The sequence below is a fragment of the Methanomassiliicoccales archaeon genome, assembly GCA_014361295.1.
Lineage (GTDB): Archaea > Thermoplasmatota > Thermoplasmata > Methanomassiliicoccales > JACIVX01 > JACIVX01.
In genome coordinates this window covers 577,077-593,111 of sequence record JACIVX010000001.1, presented here as the reverse complement: position 1 = coordinate 593,111, position 16,035 = coordinate 577,077, and the positions used below count along the sequence as shown (strand labels likewise).

14 protein-coding genes are annotated in these 16,035 nt (G+C 47.1%); 11 read left to right on the top strand and 3 right to left on the bottom strand.

What is annotated here, in order from left to right; genetic code table 11:
- Window positions 1-23 precede the first annotated feature (23 nt).
- The 9 genes from H5T41_02960 (at window position 24) to H5T41_02920 (ending at window position 10,160) form a co-directional block, all read left to right on the top strand.
- Entirely contained in the window at window positions 24-956 is a 933-nt protein-coding gene (locus H5T41_02960) for a CoA transferase subunit A (GenBank protein MBC7107741.1), read from the top strand.
- Window positions 949-1,791 carry an acyl CoA--acetate/3-ketoacid CoA transferase subunit beta gene (locus tag H5T41_02955; protein ID MBC7107740.1) on the top strand — a complete coding sequence of 281 codons (843 nt, stop codon included), beginning with the start codon at window positions 949-951 and terminating at the stop codon, window positions 1,789-1,791. The genes H5T41_02960 and H5T41_02955 overlap by 8 nt, the downstream gene beginning before the upstream one ends.
- Window positions 1,792-1,815: 24 nt before the next feature.
- Complete coding sequence (locus H5T41_02950) at window positions 1,816-3,228, top strand: CoA-binding protein (GenBank protein ID MBC7107739.1); 1,413 nt, start codon at window positions 1,816-1,818, stop codon at window positions 3,226-3,228.
- A gap of 4 nt (window positions 3,229-3,232) precedes the next feature.
- Window positions 3,233-3,940, top strand: coding sequence for an acetate--CoA ligase family protein (locus H5T41_02945; protein MBC7107738.1), 708 nt, complete (start codon window positions 3,233-3,235; stop codon window positions 3,938-3,940).
- Between the two features lie 132 nt (window positions 3,941-4,072).
- Window positions 4,073-5,125 (top strand): hypothetical protein, encoded by a 1,053-nt coding sequence (locus tag H5T41_02940; protein MBC7107737.1) that lies wholly within the window; start codon window positions 4,073-4,075, stop codon window positions 5,123-5,125.
- Window positions 5,126-5,252: 127 nt separating this feature from the next.
- Complete coding sequence (locus tag H5T41_02935; GenBank protein ID MBC7107736.1) at window positions 5,253-5,915, top strand: cobalamin B12-binding domain-containing protein; 663 nt, start codon at window positions 5,253-5,255, stop codon at window positions 5,913-5,915.
- Window positions 5,916-5,980: 65 nt separating this feature from the next.
- The gene (locus H5T41_02930; protein MBC7107735.1) at window positions 5,981-6,988 is read left to right on the top strand and encodes a uroporphyrinogen decarboxylase family protein; all 1,008 of its coding nucleotides are present in this window, start codon (window positions 5,981-5,983) and stop codon (window positions 6,986-6,988) included.
- Complete coding sequence (locus H5T41_02925; GenBank protein ID MBC7107734.1) at window positions 6,989-8,677, top strand: amidohydrolase; 1,689 nt, start codon at window positions 6,989-6,991, stop codon at window positions 8,675-8,677.
- 139 nt (window positions 8,678-8,816) lie between these two features.
- Window positions 8,817-10,160, top strand: a complete 1,344-nt coding sequence (locus H5T41_02920) for an acetyl ornithine aminotransferase family protein (GenBank protein ID MBC7107733.1) — start codon at window positions 8,817-8,819, stop codon at window positions 10,158-10,160.
- Between the two features lie 106 nt (window positions 10,161-10,266).
- Here H5T41_02920 and H5T41_02915 read toward each other — a convergent pair whose 3' ends face one another.
- From H5T41_02915 to H5T41_02905, 3 genes are read right to left on the bottom strand one after another with little or no spacing between them, the layout of a single operon-like run.
- Window positions 10,267-12,027 carry an aldehyde ferredoxin oxidoreductase family protein gene (locus H5T41_02915; protein MBC7107732.1) on the bottom strand — a complete coding sequence of 587 codons (1,761 nt, stop codon included), beginning with the start codon at window positions 12,025-12,027 and terminating at the stop codon, window positions 10,267-10,269.
- Between the two features lie 46 nt (window positions 12,028-12,073).
- A complete protein-coding gene (locus H5T41_02910; protein MBC7107731.1) occupies window positions 12,074-13,993 on the bottom strand; it encodes a DUF4445 domain-containing protein in 1,920 nt (639 codons plus the stop codon).
- A 10-nt stretch (window positions 13,994-14,003) separates the two neighbouring features.
- Complete coding sequence (locus tag H5T41_02905) at window positions 14,004-14,465, bottom strand: winged helix-turn-helix transcriptional regulator (GenBank protein MBC7107730.1); 462 nt, start codon at window positions 14,463-14,465, stop codon at window positions 14,004-14,006.
- A 367-nt stretch (window positions 14,466-14,832) separates the two neighbouring features.
- Here H5T41_02905 and H5T41_02900 point away from each other — a divergent pair, with 367 nt between their 5' ends.
- Both H5T41_02900 and H5T41_02895 read left to right on the top strand, forming a co-directional pair.
- Entirely contained in the window at window positions 14,833-15,435 is a 603-nt protein-coding gene (locus tag H5T41_02900) for a hypothetical protein (protein MBC7107729.1), read from the top strand.
- Window positions 15,429-15,896, top strand: a complete 468-nt coding sequence (locus tag H5T41_02895; protein MBC7107728.1) for a hypothetical protein — start codon at window positions 15,429-15,431, stop codon at window positions 15,894-15,896. The genes H5T41_02900 and H5T41_02895 overlap by 7 nt, the downstream gene beginning before the upstream one ends.
- Window positions 15,897-16,035 lie beyond the last annotated feature (139 nt).

Sequence of the window (16,035 nt, the reverse complement as noted above, 5' to 3'; positions counted from 1 at the left end):
GATGTCGATTGGAGCGATAGGCAATGGGCATTTTTGTTGAGAGAAATAAACTGACAACACTCGAAGAAGCGGCAAAAATCGTCAAGGACGGAGACATTGTTGCAATTGGCGGTGGTCTGTGTCTCAGAGAACCAATTGCCATGCTGCACGAACTCATAAGACAGGGGCGGCGCAATCTTCACATCGTTGGTACAGCGCATGGGTTCGATGTAGATCTTGCTTGTGGTGGTGGGATCGTCGGGACTGTTGAGGAGACTCATGTGAGTTTTGAACAGGATTTCGGACTTGCACCAAACTACAGGCGTGCTTGCGAGAGCGGCGCTGTCAAGATCAAAGAGAGCTGCTGTAACACGATCATCAACCAGCTTCGTGCCGCAGAATTCGGAATGCCTTTTGTGCCTATGAGGAGCATTAAGGGAAGCGACGAAATCAGATTCCATCCTGAATACAAGGAATTCACCGATCCATTCACAGGCAAAAGAGTCATTCTCGTGCCAGCCCTCGAACCTGATGTTGCCATCATTCATGTTAATAAAGCCGACGTGCACGGTAACGTGAAAATCGAGCCTCCTTATGTCGCCGATGTTCTCTTCATGAGGGCGTCCAAGAAAGTTATCGTAACAGCCGAGGAAATTTTGCCAGAAGAGGAAATGAAAAAGATAGGACCGACAATTCCTTATTATGAGATCACCGCGGTCGTTCACGTTCCGTTTGGAGCACACCCAACAAGCTGTTATCCCTATTATGCATATGATAGGGCGCATATTGCGGAATACATGCGGGCAGCTTCGGCTGGGCCTGAGGTTTTCAAGAAGAATTACCTTGACAAGTACATCTTTGGCGTAAAATCGCATGCTGACTATATTGAGAGAGTTGGTGGGGAAGCAAAAATGCAGCTACTAGCTTCGTGGAAGGAAAGCCACGAGAAATGGATGGAGTTGTTCACATATGAGTAATGGGTTTGAGGTCGGGATTGACGAGCTTTTCGTTGTTAACGTCGCAAGAACGATCAGAGATAGGAGTACGGTTTTTCACGGGGTTTCATCTCCGATCCCGATGGTTGCCATGTATTTTGCCAAGCTAACACACGCAAAGGACATGGTCTATTTCGGGGGTGTTTCGAGTGCGGTCGATCCGAACCCACCGTTTCTTCCGTATACAACGAATGATTGGGTTATGATTCAGGGCAGGACCGCGATGGTGACAGTCGACAAGATCTTTGATCTAGCACAAAGAGGAGAACTTGATCGATCCTTCTTCAGCGGTGCACAGATCGACAAGTATGGGAATCAAAATGTCAGTTTGATTGGAACCCCAGAGAAATGCAAGATAAAATTCCCTGGTGGAGCAGGTGGTTGTAACCTTTCGGCCGATTGCGTTAATTACACGATCTGGACGACGAGGCATCGTGTTCAGAGAAAGAAGGATAGAGTGATCTACACGCTCGTCGAAAAATGCGATTTCATTACAAACGTCGGACACGTGACGCCCTACGGGAACCGTCGTGATCTCGATCTGGTCGGCAACGGTCCTGACTGGGTTGTGACTGAACTCGGCGTTTTCGATTTTGATCCCGAAACGAAGGTGATGCGATTGCGCTATCTCTATCCAGATACGACTGTCGAGACGATTTTGGAAAACACGGAGTTTCGACCGGTCATACATCCAGATGTAAGAATTATGGATATGCCTACCAGAGAAGAAATTGAATTGATCCGTCAGATCGACCCGCTGAAGGTAAGACAGTTGGAATTTCAGCCAGAAGAGTTGAAAAGAAAATTCTATATCTGAAATAACCTCAGGAAGGTAGGGGTCATGAAGGACGAAAGAATCGATGCGATTTTTAATCCAAAGTCAGTCGCGCTGATCGGCGCCTCAAATAAGGAAGGAAAGATGGGTTATGTTTTTGCAAAGAACATCACCGATGGTTACCGTGGTAAGATTTATATGGTTAACCCGTCTGAGGAGCAGGTTCTCGGACTAAAATCTTATCCAGATGTGAGATCGATCCCTGATTCTATTGACCTCGCTGTCATCGTCATCCCTGCCAAGGCTGTACCGAAAGTGATGGAAGAACTCGCAGAAAAGGGAACAAAAGCAGCGGTCGTGATCACTGCTGGGTTCAGCGAGGCGGGACCCGAAGGGAAAAAGCTCGAGGAGGAAATGATGGTAGCGGCAAATAAAGGGAAAATCAAGGTAGTCGGTCCAAACTGTTTCGGGATTTATAATTGTAACATCGGCCTCAACGCATCTTTGGGTGTCGGTACACCACCGAAAGGGGGAGATATTTCATTTGTGACGCAGTCAGGTGCTTATGGTATGGCAATATTTGCCTTCGCGCTAGATCATCACATGAAATTTGCAAAGATCATGGCGCATGGAAACAAAGCCGGTATCGAGGACTACGAAATTCTGAGATACTTGGGAGAGGACGACGAAACGAAGGTCATCTGTTTGTTCCTGGAATCTGTTAACAAAGGCAGGGAATTTTTTGAAGAGGCGAAGAAGATCACTCCCAAGAAGCCGATTATCGCGACGAAAACTGGAAGAACAGCTGGTGCAGCCAGGGCAGCGGCTTCTCATACAGCTGCGCTCGCGGGCTCTTTCACAGCTTACGAAGCCGCATTCAAGCAATCAGGCATCATCTTCGCGAGGAACGGAATGGACCTTATCAACATCGCGAAGGGCCTTGACTGGCAACCTCTTCCGAGAGGGCCGAGAGTCGGCATCGTGACGAATTCCGGCGGCACAGGGGTTGAACTTGCTGATCTGTGTGAAGAAGCTGGACTCGTTGTTCCAGAACTTTCTGCAGAGACTCAAGAAAAAATTAAGGAGCTGATCCCACCGTATGCAAGCGCAAGAAATCCTGTCGATATGACACCTGTCTGGCCAAGGTTCGTCGAACTTTATTCAAGGATTATCAAAATTCTTTATGAATCTAACGAAGTCGACATCATCATACCAATTATATTGCAGCGGGCGGCAATGATGCCGGAGGTATGCCAGGCAGTTGCAGATACTGTAAATGAATGTCTCGCATCAGATTACAAGAAACCGACATACGTTTGTTGGGTCTCAGTTCGAAGCGCTCAGGGAAATATGGACATTTTGCAGAAAAACCGTGTTCCGTGTTTTGACTGGCCAGAACGAACAGCGAGGGCTGTTGGTGCAATTTATGGATATGTTGAATTTTTGAAGCGAAGAGCAATCAGTTTTGAGGGAAGGTAAGCACATGACGGAGGAAGCCGCCAATTTGATCAAAATGGCCCGAGATGAGGGTAGAAACTTCATGCTAGAGCATGAGACAAAAGCTATTTTAAAATCATACGGAATCTCGGTCACGCAAGATATTTTTTGTAGGACTCCTGATGAAGCCGTTCATGCTGCAAGAAGAATTGGTTATCCCGTTGCGATGAAGATTGTCTCGCCCCAGATTATTCACAAGACTGAATACGGCGGCGTTCGGCTAAATCTCGCAAACGATGAAAATGTTAAGTCGGCATTCGATGAAATGGTTTCAAGCGCAAGAAAAAGACTGGGGAATTTCGATCTCCGTGGCGTCCTCGTGTCCGAGATGGTGCGTGGACATGAGATGATCATCGGGTCTATGAAGGATGCACAGTTTGGCCAGATGATCATGTTTGGGATTGGTGGTATTAACGTCGAGGTCTTCAGGGACGTTTCATACAGGCTTGTCCCAATTGAGGAGATTGATGCACTCGAAATGATTTCTGAACTGAAGGGGAAGAAACTGATTGAAGGATACCGGGGAAGTGAGAAGGTCGATATAAACGGTATTGTTTCCACTTTGATCGCTGTCTCTCGATTGCTTTGTGATTTTGATGAAATCGACGAAATGGACCTCAATCCTATTTTTGGCAATGCGAGGGGCGTTAAAGTCGCGGATGCGAGGATCATTCTGAGCAAAGTCGAATCTTGACGTGTCACGGTTTCTTCTCGTAATTTCTGATCTCCTCTTTTTTCCTAAATGACCAAGATTGACGTGTTTTGTGAAGCAAGCGTATATAAATTAGTTGTGCGCTAAAATTTCGCAAGGGGGGTTGATTAAAAGATGGAAATGACACCGATGCAACGGTTTGAGGCGGCCTTGAATTTCGAGACGCCTGACTATGTCCCTGTGTCGCTTTTTGGCGGGATATTTGAGGTACATTTTGTGCCGGGAATGGATGTGGTTAGGTACGGCACAAGTGGTGCCAACATGGCAAAAGCACACATTGCTTTTTACGAGCATGTTGGCGGGGACACTATCTACTGTCTCTCGGACATGGGGCTGATCGTGCAGGGTTGGGGAGTGAGAATGAAACTTCCGACCGAGCCAGACATCCACATGGCTCTCGGGAAGTTTCCGGTCAAAGAGCCTGGTGATTGGGAAAAGCTAGAAGTACTCGATCCACGGGTTGACGGAAGAATGAGACTTTATCTCGACGCATGCGCCATCTGCAGCGAGAAATATGGTGATAGAGTTCCAATTGGAGTATCGATGCCGAGCCCGCTGACGACGACAACGCATGTGTGCTCGATGGAAGATACGCTCATGCATATGATCACCGATCCCGATGCGTTAAAGAAGGGACTGAAAGTCATCACAGACACAATTGCGGATTTCATCAATGCGTGTGTCGATAATGGAGCTTACTTTGCAGGCTACCTTACAACAAGGGCGAGCAAGGAGATCACAACTGTTGAGCAATACCGGGAGTTTGGCGCACCCTACGACGAAGAAATTTTTAGGAGAACACCCGCGATGGTTCATGTTCCACACATCTGTGGTGTCGAACCGATGTTCGAAATCATCGACGATTACAGAAAGAAATTCAAGAATGTTAAAGCGATTTCATGGTGGGACAGGGGAGCAAAACCGAACCTTGCTGAAGCGAAAGCGACGTACGGGAAGAATCTCGCTCTGATGGCAGGCATTGATCACACGAATACACTCGTTTCTGGAACACCGGACGATGTGGCTGCCGAAATAAGGAATGCTTGTGAAACTGCAAAAGAAGGCAGCGGATTTGTTCTAGCGCCAGGTTGCGAAGTTTCTCCGAAAACGCCGTGGCCGAACATGCGCGCAGCTATTAACGCGGCGAGAAGATACGGGAAGTACTGAAAATGGTGTGGAAACCCTTTCCCCTTCTTTCCTATTTGGCTCCTGATCAAAGAGATGTATTGGCGGGGTCTTCTCATATCTTGGGTTCACTGTCGAATTGGTGAATAACGATAAGCGGAGTGGTAGAATGAATGAGGAACAATATAAGATGGCATATGAATGCGTGGTCAACGGAAAAGTTGGAGAAGCGCAGAAAATCGGGGAAATGTTGAAAGCGGCAGGCGTTGACAGCAAAGAGGTTGGCAAGGTTCTCATCGATGCGATGAATGTCGTGGGACATAAGTATCGGGAACGAGAAATCGCGCTACCTCAACTGATTCTTGCGACGCATTCGTTCAAGAAAATGCTTTTGCCGTATGTGATGGATACGAAGGGCGAAGCTGGAACGGTCGTTATGGGTGTTGTGCAGAATGACATTCACGATATCGGAAAGAATCTTGTCGTCGGTATGCTGCAGGTCTACGGCTATAAGGTTCACGATCTTGGAAAGGATGTGCCGCTCGACAAATTCGTCGAGGCTGCAAAGCAGCACAACGCTAATATTGTTGGTGCCGGAACACTGCTCACTGCCACAATGCCAGAATTGGAGACAATTCTTAACAAATTAAAAGATTCTGGAATAAAGGACAAAGTCAAATATATGGTCGGTGGCGCGCCCATCACGACGACTTTTGCCAAGAGGATCGGAGCAGACGGCTATGCGGCGGATGCCGTTCTTGCTGTTGAGATGGTTGCAGAATTGATGAAAGGGAATCAGTGCTATCTGGCTGCGCGACAAGAAAAGGCTTAGAATTTGAGGTAGTGGTCAGCATGATTCATTCAATGAGTTCGAGGGATAGAGTATATGCTGCCCTGATGCGTGAACCTGTCGATCGGATTCCCGTTTGCGGTATGGGATGGACGATCGGTGCGGTCGCTGGCGGCTTTTCGACGAAAGAATATGCACAGGATGGCAACACGATGGCGAAGGGACAGATCGCCTTTTGGGAAAAGACTGGCGTCGATATCCTCAACCCGACTTCTGATATGGGGCAGCTCGCCGAGGGATGGGGCGTCAAAATGCGATACGAGGCCGACCTAACGCCAATGCTTGATGAGTTTGCTGTCAAAGAACCTGGCGACTGGGAAAAGCTGCGGGTTCTTGATCCGTTGGTGGACGGGAGAATGCATGTGACGATTGAAGCTGTGAAGAAAATCAGAGATCATCTCGGAGATAAAGTCGCTCTCATGCCGTATGTTCCGAGCCCGCTGACCTCTGCGACCCACGTCTGTTATATGGAACAGGTCATGATGGATATTTTGCTCAATCCCGACGCGCTTCACATCGGCCTGAAGACGATGACCGAAACGATCATTGCATACATTGAGGCAATCCTGGATGCTGGCGCTGATGGTGTCCTTTTTGCGACAACCCGCGCATCTGGCGAAATCACGACTGAAGAACAATACAGGGAGTTCGGAGAGAAATACGATCGGCTCGTGCTTTCTTCACTGAAGAAGCAAGACGGGGCAAACATACTGCATGTCTGCGGCGTCGAACCGCATTTCGCGATCCTCGCAGATTACACGAATGCAAATGGAATCAATTGGTGGGATCGCGGGAGCAATTTAAGTCTCGAAGAAGCGAAGAAAAAGTATGGAGACAGGATCTGCCTTGTCGGGGGAATCGATCAAACGACGACACTTATTCTCGAGGGTGCTGAGGCGGTTGAGCAGGAAGCGAAGGAAGCGATCGAAAAAGGGTTTGTTGATAGGAGAGGAATGATTCTTTCGCCAGGTTGTGAAATCTCGCCAAACACGCCTTTAGAAAACGTGAAAATGATGGTGAAAGCAGCAGAATTGTATGGGAAAGGGGGCAGATAGATGAAGGATAAAGAAGGTGTTAAGAAGAAAAGTGCAAGAAAGGTTGAAAAAAGTGGTGTGAAAAGGGAAAAGGGGATTTTTCTTGATACAGCGATCATCAATGCGAATGTGATCACTGTCGACGAGAACATGTCTAGAGCGGAGGCCGTGGGTATTCTGAACGGTCGAATAGTGGCCGTCGGTAGCAATGAAGAAATTGAATCAATGGTTGGTAGCAATACGAAAGTGATCGATGCGAAAGGAAAAACCGTCGTTCCAGGATTTCATGACTCACATATGCACCCGTTGCTGGTCGGTCATTTTGCAAGAGGTGTACAGCTGACAGACGTAAAAGACATTCCTGAAATGCTTGAACGGATCAAAGAGAAGGTCAAAGAAACGCCAAAAGGAGAAATGATTCTCGGATTTGGTTGGAACCAGGAGCGCATGGCGGAAAAGCGGTACCCGACACGCTGGGAAGTCGATACAGTCGCACCGGATCATCCAGTCTTTCTCATTCACTGGAATGCTCACATCTACCTGATCAACACAGTGCTGATGAAACAGAAGGGCATCACGAGGGATACGCCAGACCCACCAGGTGGTACGATTGTGAAGAATGAGAAGGGCGAGCCAACTGGTGTCCTTCTTGAAAACGCAATCGACCTCATCGCGCCGGGGTTCCTCGAAACTGGTGCGGGCCTGTTCAGCTATGAACAGAGTAAAGCCGCACTGAAGTATTGTGCGGACAAGGCAGCAGAATGGGGACTCACATCGATCGTCGATATACTCGCAGGAGATGCTCAAGTGAAGGCTTATCAGGAGCTTGAGGCCGAAGGGAATTTGCCAGTCAGGGTCAATTTCTATTTGGGATTCCAGTATCTTGATTACTTGATCAAACTAGGTATAAAAAGTGGTTTCGGCTCCAGTAAGGTAAGATTAGCTGGTGCGAAAATGATTGTCGATGGTTCACTCAGCAGTCATACCGCTGCACTTCGCGAACCCTACACCGATATGCCTGACAGCAAAGGCGTCATGCGGCTTACACCCGAGGAAATCAGAGCGTTTGTGGAAAACGCCACGAAAAACGGAATCAGGGTCGATATTCACGCATTAGGCGATGGAGCAATCGAAACGGTGCTGAAGATTTTCAGAGAAACGATGAATAAGTATAAGGTCAAGGATCCTAGATTCAAGATCAGTCACTGCATCATACATGGCCCAGACCTTATTGAGCAATTCAGGGAAATGAATGTAATCGCCAACGTGCAGCCAGTCTTCGTCATGAAGGGACAACACTGGATTCCTAGGCTTGTTGGACCGCAGAGAGAAAAATACGCACATCCCTACAGATCCATGATGGAAGCTGGTATCCATATGTGCTCTGGAACTGATGCTCCAATCGAAACGATGAATCCGATCATGAATATCTATGCGGCTGCTGTGAGGAAGGATGCGCAGGGAATTCCTGAGGGAGGATGGCATCCCGAGCAATGCGTTCCCGTGGAACATGCGTTGAAGATGGTGACGATCGAGGGTGCTTACGCGACTGGAGAAGAGCATGTCAAAGGATCAATAGAGGTGGGGAAGTATGCAGATCTCGTCATTCTCACCGACGATCCACTGGCAGTGGAGCCTGACAAGATCAAGGATATTCGCGTGCTTCTCACGATGGTTGGGGGAGAAGTTGTCCACTCGAAAATGGAATAAGAGCTGTGGTAACTGTGAAAATTCTCCATTTCCTTTTTCCCGTGAGATATTTCATTGGATGCCGCTAACTGACCTGCCTTAAGAAGCAAAATTATAAGGGGAGAATAGGAAGTAGCTGAACAGAGCCGGAGGATATTGGATGTCTGAAAAGAAACTTGACAGGATATCGATCGTCGTTGAGCCGCCTGGTCCAAAAGCACGTGAAATCCTCGACAGAGATAAGAAGTATCTCGCGACGACGAATAAGGTCATGCCTGTTGTCGCTAAGAGAGGACAAGGACTTTATGTCGAGGATGTCGATGGCAATGTCTATCTGGACTTTCAGTCTGGGATTGCCGTCAACAATACTGGTCACTGTCATCCAAAGGTCGTCGAGGCCGTGAAAAAACAGGTTGCGGAACTCATTCATTTTCCGGGCATTCTTCTTTCTCAGAATATTGAAGGTGAGGTAGCAAAGAAGCTTAATGAAATTACGCCGGGCGATTTCGTGAAAAAGGTTTACTTCATGTGCAGTGGCGCAGGCGCGATTGATTCTGCGATAAAAGTGGCGAGATGGGCAACGGGTAGACCGAGGAATATTGCGTTCATTGGGGCGTTTCACGGAAAGTCCATCGGCTCGATGAGTCTGACAGCAAGCAGAACTGCTTACAGGAAGGGCTTTTTCCCCGAGATGCCAGGTGTTCTGCATGTTCCATACGCTTACTGTTATCGGTGCCCTTACAAGATGACTTATCCCAGCTGCGATCTTTACTGCGCAAAGATCATCGATGAGCTCTATCTTCAGAAGTTCATTCCACCTGAGGAGGTTGCGGCCCTTTTTGTCGAGCCGATACAGGGCGAAGGCGGGTATATCGTCCCGCCGAGGCCGTGGATGAAGGAAATCAAGAAAATTTGCGAAAAGTACGGTATTCTCTTCGTCGCTGATGAGGTTCAATCGGGATTTGGAAGAACGGGTAAATGGTTTGCGATTGAGCATTTTGACGTTGTTCCAGACATCATGGTCGTTGCAAAGGGAATCGCTTCTGGGCTGCCAATGAGCGCGTGCATTTTCAATGAGAAATTTGATATCAAGCAACCTGGTGCACATGCTACTACATTCGGTGGGAACCTAGTCACCTGTGCCGCGGCGCTAGCCACGATCGAGGCTATCGAAGAAGAGAAGATGCTGGAGAACGCGGCGAAGCAAGGCGCCTACATGATCGCGCGTTTAAACGAAATGAAGGAAAAATACGAGATCCTCGGCGATGTGCGTGGTATCGGTTTGATGACAGCAATCGAGATTGTGAAAGATAAAAAATCAAAAACACCAGCGCCAGATGAACGGAACAAGATATGCCTTGACGCAATGAAGCGGGGCCTGCTCATTCTCTTTTGCGGACCGAGTAGCATTCGTATCATTCCAGCCCTCAATGTTACGAGGGAACAGATCGACACGGCAATGGAGATCCTCGAGCAGCTGCTCAGAGAAAACGATAGACACTAGCCCAACTCCCCTCTTTCTTTTTTTGATCAATTCTAGATCGTCCTCCTCCATTAATTTATGATAGAAAAGAATAATCAATGCCAGTTTATGATTTCAAACCTCCTTTCTAGACTGGCGGAATTCCGTCTCTGCTCCATCCCCGTGCGTCGTAGTATTCATCGAGCATTCTTTCCATATCTTCCTTGACGACGACATGCATTCTCGATGATCCGTCGGAAAACGGCAACTCGTGAAAGATTTTCGGCAGCGAATCGTCCTTTCTGCTGATACCTTCCCTTACGCTGAAGCGTCGCGCATTATCAACAGCTCTCGCACCAGCATTCTTGAGTTCTGTCGCAGACATGTTGATCCCAGTCGCATATGTGTATAAGTTCGCAAGATCCTCCCATTCGTAGGCATCCCTCACGAAGCAGCAGAGAACCGATGAATCAATGACAGCGAGTTTGTCCTCTAGATTCTTGACGAATGTTCCCTTACCAGTGACAGCGAATCTGTCTGCCACGCCCCTCATCTCATATGCGTATGCAGTCGATCTCAGGTGGTCAGCCCCTCTGACACCAACGGCATAGGATAGCGCCATCCCATTATATCCTCGCGGATCATAGCCAGGAGGTTCAAGTCCCTTGACATGCACAGCGATATCCTCGAGTCCAAGGGTTTCAGAAGCACTCTTGACCCCCTCTGCTAATACATTGCCCAATCCTTCCCTCTTCGTAATCATATTGAGTAATTTAAGCACAACGTCATCGTCTCCGAATTTTACAGGGAACTCTGAATTAAGGCGACCGAGTTCATAGGCGCGCATTGTGAATCCAATGACATTGCCCGATGTGATTGTGTCTAGGCCGAGGTTATCGCAGACCTCGTTGATCTTTGCAATCGCCTTGATATCGGCGATTTCGCACAGTCCCCCAAATGCGAAAATTGTTTCGTATTCAGGCCCCTCCACCACAGTTCCCTTGTACTTTCCTTCCTTGACGGAGGACATCTTTCCGCACGCGACTGGACAGTTCCAGCATGCCTTGTTCTTGTCGAGAATCTCCTTCTCCATTGTCGGCGCGTTAATCCTGATATGGGAGTCAAAGAATCCCTTTTGCCAGTAATGCGTTGGAAAAGCACCTAGTGCATTCTGATTATTGACCATCACAGGCGTCCCGTATTTCGTCATTGGCCCGTCTTTCGGAATGCGGCTCAGAACTTCCTTGACGACGGCATTGAATTTTTCCTCATTCTCAAGTTCGACTTCTTTCGTTCCCATAAACGCAATGGCTTTGATCTTCTTTGATCCCATGACCGCGCCTGCTCCGGCTCTTCCGAGTTGTCTGTAATAATCGTTACAGATGCATGCGAATTTAACGAGATTTTCACCAGCTGGCCCTATCGTCATGACTTTCGCCTTGCTCTCGCCGATGTCCTTTTTCACGGCATCCTCAGTTTCCATCGTCGTTTTTCCCCAGAGTGCAGTCGCGTCATGAAATTGGACATCATCATCGATGACACTGATGTAAATCGGAGAAGGGGAGGCATTCTTTATGACGATCGCATCATAGCCCGCTTTCTTGATCTGAGGGCCAAGATGTCCACCCGAATACGATTCCCCCCAGATGCCTGTGAGGGGGGATTTGAAAAATGCACCATATCGATTTGATGTTGGGGCGCGCGTACCTGTTAAAGGACCTACGGCGAAAACAAGTGTATTACTAGGCGAAAGGGGGTCCACGTGCGGTGGAACCTCGTCCAGAATTATTCTTGCTCCAAGGCCCTTGCCGCCAATACATTCCTTTGCTTTCTTTTCATCAAGTTTTTCTATTTTTGTCGATTTTGAGCTAACATCAATCTTTAAAATTCGACCAGCATATCCCTTCATGAAGTTCACTTCCAGCGGTTCGTTGCGTCCATTTATGTCAGGAGACCTAAATTACCTTTTCCTTCTTTGAAATAGAATGATTCTTCATTTTTGAGAAACAAGTCTTCGATCTCCGGATGATTTCAGAAGTAACGACGGGGAATCGCGAAGTATCGAGATGTGGGAAATAGAGCGCGGAGTAGAAAGTCTCTTCAAAATCTGGTTGCGCCGCAAGTTCGACATATCTGACTTTTTTCGCGATTTCAATTGCACGCCTTCTTAATTCCTTATTAAGAAGAGTCATTTTTGCGCCTGCACCAGCTGCATTACCAATACCAATAATGCGATCGAGGGGGAGCTCAGGGAGGAGGCCAATCGTCCTTGCACTCGCTGGATCTAGATAATTCCCAAATGCCCCAGCAAGGAGAATTGCTTCAAGATCCTTCTCAACCAATCCCATTTTTTTCATGAGAATTGCTGCGCCAGCATACATCGCAGCTTTTGCGTACTGGATCTGTAGCACATCGTTTTGAGTAATCGCGACCGGTTCCCCGATATCCGTCTCATTTTCGTGAGCGATGATGAAACAAGATTCTCCTTCTTTCACAATTATCCTGGGCGAATCAATCTCCTCAACGATTCTTCCAGATCTATCGATAATCCCCAAGCGAAGCATTTCAGCGATCGCATCGACAACGCCTGAACCGCAGACACCACGAGGTTTGACGTTCCCGATAACAGAATATTCGACTTCGAAATCATCTCTGATACGAACGTGATCGATCGCGCCTTTGGCCCCCCTCATACCAAACGCAAGATTTCCACCCTCAAACGCAGGACCCGCGGCACAGGAAGTACTCGCAATTCCATTTGGCGTGATAAGCGATATTTCTCCGTTCGTTCCGATGTCGATGACCATTTGTATCTTCTCTGATTGGTCTGCTTCAACGGCGAGAAGCACGCCAACATGATCAGCTCCGACGAAGCCAGCAATGTTCGGAAGTGAATAAAGATATCCTTCCTTCCAAATCTCGATACCTGCCTCAGTGGCCTTCTGTTCAACGGAATCCGTGACCACAGGGATATGTGGCGCGAAGACGAGCGATTGCATCTCCAATCCAAAGAGCATATGATGCATCGCTGTATTACCAACGACAACGACTTCGTAAACATCATCCTTTGAAATCTGCGCGGAAGAACAGCATGCCTGGATGAGGTCGTTGATGCAGTCGATTACGAGATCGCGAAGAAGGTTGAGTCCATCGCTCGTCTCCATTGTGAAGGTGATTCTTGAGATGACATCATCACCGTATCTGATCTGAGGGTTCATGTCAGATTTGACAGCGACCTCCTCCCCCGTTATCAAGTTCATCAGGTATGCAACGACTGTAGTTGTTCCAACATCGATGGCGACACCGTAAATTCCCTTATCCTCATTTTCAAGAAACCTGATGATTTCGTTGTCTCTCAACACAATTTCAACCTTTTCATTCTTTCTTAAGAATTCTGGCAGTCCTGAGAGCAATTCTAGTGGGATTTTCAAATCTCCGTATCTTGAAATCGACAATACTTTCTTGAGGCGCTCAAAGTCCGCTATTGGATAATCAAGAGACGGTGGTGGCACACATAGCGCCACTTTTTTCACGGCAGGATCAATGTTGACCCTCACATAGGTTTTTTCGAGAATCACCTGCCCCATTCTCTTGAATTCTTCTGGGATTTCGATGGTCAAATCTCGATCAACTTTGTGGCGACAGGCAAGCCTGACGCCTCTTTCCAGGTCTTTTTCCGAAATGCACTTCTTATCTTCTGGCGTAACCGGAATATTATCGGTGGCGATGATGACCCGGCATCGCCCACAGATCCCCCTACCTCCACATACCGATTCAAGCGGAATTCCAGTTCTTGCTGCAAGTTCATAAAGTGTTTCGTTTTCATTCGCTGTCTCAACAGTCCTTCCTGATGGTTCAAAGCGCACTTTCGGCATGGTAATCCAATCAGTAATAATGACGATAAATGCTGTATATCTCTGTGATCTGACTTATTTCGTATCCGGAAAAACATTTGTTGCCGATCACCAATTCTCTGATCAATCGTTCAGCTTCTCTTGGCGTCTCGGCGTGGAAAAGCAGAATCGCGCTAAAAGCGCCAATGGCAGTGAAAACCTGTATGGTGGCAGGATGACTCTTGAGTTCCCTGAGAACTTTCTCTTGATCCTGTGGCGACAATCCCGTGTCAAATTTGAGGACAACCGAATAAATCAGATCTCCGAGGCGATCATAGTAAATGAGATTTGCTTTTTGAAGGATTTTAAGTTCCCTGAGTCTTTCAATTCTGTACCCAACGGACCTGCTTGTCATTCCCATTTTCTCAGCGATTTTCTCGTAAGTCCAGTCGGGATGGTTTGCGAGCATGATCAAAAGCTCTTTGTCTTTTTCGTCAAGTTTTTCACGGTTCATCCTGACCCCCAATTCTTTCAGATTTTTTCGTTATGTGCGATTTCTCAAATATATTTTGTTGTGAATTGATCCGATCTAAGGAATAATTGAATTTCAGCGATTTTTTTTGAAAAATTACGAAATCGACCGATGATTATCGTGATTTTGACTGATAATAGATTTAAATATTCAAATTGAAAAAAACAAGAATGAACATTTTATTAGAAGAATTGTTTTCTCATTTATTTTTTCAATTGCGATCTGCTTTGATAAATTGTTTCCCAATCATCTCGATCTGCGATGGTTTTTGGTAAGGTTTATTTAGGCGAGAGAATGTAAATGCCAAGCAACTAATTGTCGTGGCTATGAGGAGTATAAGGTGTTGCAGATGGACCTTATTGTTATAGCGGGTTTCCTGGGCTCTGGCAAGACAACGATGATTCTCTCGACGATCTCGAAAATTATAGAGCGAACTGGAAAAAAGATCGTGATAATTGTTAATGATTTTGGAAAAATTGGAATTGATGGAAAGGTCATGCAGAAATACGGTCTACAGGTTCAGGAACTTGCGAGTGGATGCATATGCTGCACGCTCGGTCCAGATTTCATCAGCACACTGAAAACAGTGGCACTGGAATTTTCGCCTGATATCGTTATGGTAGAGCCAACGGGCATCGCAGACCCACAAGCAATACTGAATTCACTGGAACTCTATAGTGGTCCCTCAGTTAACAGAAGGATAGTTGCGGTCATCGTTGATGCTGTTAGATTTTCTGCGATTGTTAGGGCACTCGAAAAACCGCTGAAGGCTCAGGTGAAGGCGGCCGGGCTCGTCATTATCAATAAAATTGATGAGGTTCCAGATGGGACAGTGAAGGAAATCGAAGCGAAGATCAGGGAGATTGGAGCAACGGGGCCAATCATCCCAGCTTCAGCTACAGAGGGCACAAATCTCGATAAAGTGGTTGACTTTCTGGTGAGTGCATGTTGACACCGGATTTCTCAGCATATGCAGCGAAAGTACAGATCGCTTCCGATCGCTTGAGAGCGGGTTCGGAAATGCGAGGAATGGTTGAGAATCTTATGTCAAGGTCTGTTATTGAGTGTGTGAGGGCTGGCGCCAGCCTCATTGGGCACGCAAAATGCATCGCGGAGAGCGACAGCGGTCACTATCTCACCTGCAGTGTCACTGATAATGATGGGAAGGCGCGATGCAAGGGAAGTCTGGGAACCCGCGTCAGTAGAATGGAGCTTGTAATCAACATTCTTCTCTACGGTTTGAAGAGAATGCAGGTGGAGGAGATCTTCAAGCGCGTACTGCAAGAAGAGGCCGAATCACAAGGATTCAGGGCGAGTGTTGAAGATATAGAAGTGCATGATCATGAGGATAACCACGAACATCACGAGCATGAGCATGAACACTTGGAGAACAATCACACGGATTCTCATTGAGAGTCATGCATGAAAATCCTCGAAAAGTAACTGGCTTTTCGCGTTTTCTTCTTTTCTTCCTCTATTAATTTTAAATCGTTATTTGACTTTTCTCGAGAATTCGAAGAGCGACTGTGAAAAGTAATAAATACCGCGATAA

Excerpts from the sequence above, each read along its gene's own strand:
- H5T41_02935 (MBC7107736.1), top strand. The coding sequence starts at position 5,253 with ATGAATGAGGAACAATATAAGATGGCATATGAATGCGTGGTCAACGGA.
- H5T41_02925 (MBC7107734.1), top strand. The coding sequence starts at position 6,989 with ATGAAGGATAAAGAAGGTGTTAAGAAGAAAAGTGCAAGAAAGGTTGAA.
- H5T41_02910 (MBC7107731.1), bottom strand. The coding sequence starts at position 13,993 with ATGCCGAAAGTGCGCTTTGAACCATCAGGAAGGACTGTTGAGACAGCG.
- H5T41_02915 (MBC7107732.1), bottom strand. The coding sequence starts at position 12,027 with ATGAAGGGATATGCTGGTCGAATTTTAAAGATTGATGTTAGCTCAAAA.
- H5T41_02930 (MBC7107735.1), top strand. The coding sequence starts at position 5,981 with ATGCGTGAACCTGTCGATCGGATTCCCGTTTGCGGTATGGGATGGACG.
- H5T41_02895 (MBC7107728.1), top strand. The coding sequence starts at position 15,429 with ATGTTGACACCGGATTTCTCAGCATATGCAGCGAAAGTACAGATCGCT.
- H5T41_02900 (MBC7107729.1), top strand. The coding sequence starts at position 14,833 with ATGGACCTTATTGTTATAGCGGGTTTCCTGGGCTCTGGCAAGACAACG.
- H5T41_02950 (MBC7107739.1), top strand. The coding sequence starts at position 1,816 with ATGAAGGACGAAAGAATCGATGCGATTTTTAATCCAAAGTCAGTCGCG.
- H5T41_02955 (MBC7107740.1), top strand. The coding sequence starts at position 949 with ATGAGTAATGGGTTTGAGGTCGGGATTGACGAGCTTTTCGTTGTTAAC.
- H5T41_02920 (MBC7107733.1), top strand. The coding sequence starts at position 8,817 with ATGTCTGAAAAGAAACTTGACAGGATATCGATCGTCGTTGAGCCGCCT.
- H5T41_02960 (MBC7107741.1), top strand. The coding sequence starts at position 24 with ATGGGCATTTTTGTTGAGAGAAATAAACTGACAACACTCGAAGAAGCG.
- H5T41_02940 (MBC7107737.1), top strand. The coding sequence starts at position 4,073 with ATGGAAATGACACCGATGCAACGGTTTGAGGCGGCCTTGAATTTCGAG.
- H5T41_02945 (MBC7107738.1), top strand. The coding sequence starts at position 3,233 with ATGACGGAGGAAGCCGCCAATTTGATCAAAATGGCCCGAGATGAGGGT.
- H5T41_02905 (MBC7107730.1), bottom strand. The coding sequence starts at position 14,465 with ATGAACCGTGAAAAACTTGACGAAAAAGACAAAGAGCTTTTGATCATG.